Source organism: Pseudoalteromonas sp. 78C3, from assembly GCF_002836695.1.
In the GTDB taxonomy this organism is placed as follows: Bacteria; Pseudomonadota; Gammaproteobacteria; order Enterobacterales; family Alteromonadaceae; genus Pseudoalteromonas; species Pseudoalteromonas arctica.
On record NZ_PJAV01000052.1, the window covers coordinates 1 to 852 of the forward strand.

General features: G+C 40.5%; 1 protein-coding gene. It reads left to right on the forward strand.

Features of this window, described 5'->3' with window-relative positions; translation table 11 throughout:
• A partial coding sequence (locus CXF76_RS00775) for a multicopper oxidase domain-containing protein (protein WP_157823329.1) occupies positions 1 to 852 on the forward strand: 852 nt, incomplete at both ends.

An 852-nucleotide genomic window follows, 5' to 3' on the forward strand; every position in this document is an offset into this window, starting at 1 on the left:
GCAGGAACAATAACAGGCACTGTGCCCGAACTTAGCGGCGAAGTAATTGATCTGGTTATAGATGAATCGCCGGTTAACTTTACTGGCGTAGTACGTATGGCGACAACTATCAATGGATCTATACCCGCTCCTACCTTGCGCCTCAAAGAAGGCGATGACGTTACTATTAGAGTAACAAATAAGTTATCAGTACCGAGTTCAATTCATTGGCATGGCATTATTTTACCGTATCAAATGGATGGCGTACCAGGTATCAGCTTTAAAGGCATTATGCCGGGCGAAACCTTTGTTTATAAATTTAAACTGCAACAAAGCGGTACATATTGGTATCACTCACATAGTGGCTTTCAAGAAATGACAGGCATGTACGGTGCATTAATTATTGAACCGCGAGAAAACGATATTATTAGTGCAGATAACGAGCATGTTATTCAATTATCTGATTGGACTGATGATGACCCAATGGCGCTGTTCCGTAAATTAAAAGTACAGAGTGATGTATTTAATTTCAATCAACCCACTGTCCCAGAGTTTTTCGATGACGTTTCAAGCAGCAGTATTTCAAATGCTCTACAGCGCCGAAAAATGTGGAATCAGATGCGAATGAATCCTACAGATTTAGCTGATTTATCTGCATCAGCAATGACTTTTTTAATGAACGGTAGTACTCCAATGGCAAACTGGCGTGGATTATTTAAAGTCGGTGAAAAGCTTAGGTTAAGGTTTATTAATGGCTCTAGTAATAGCTTTTTTGACGTGCGTATCCCCGAGTTAAAACTAACGGTTGTACAAGCAGATGGGCAAAACGTTGAACCAGTGACAGTTGATGAATTTAGATTCGGCCCTGGTGAA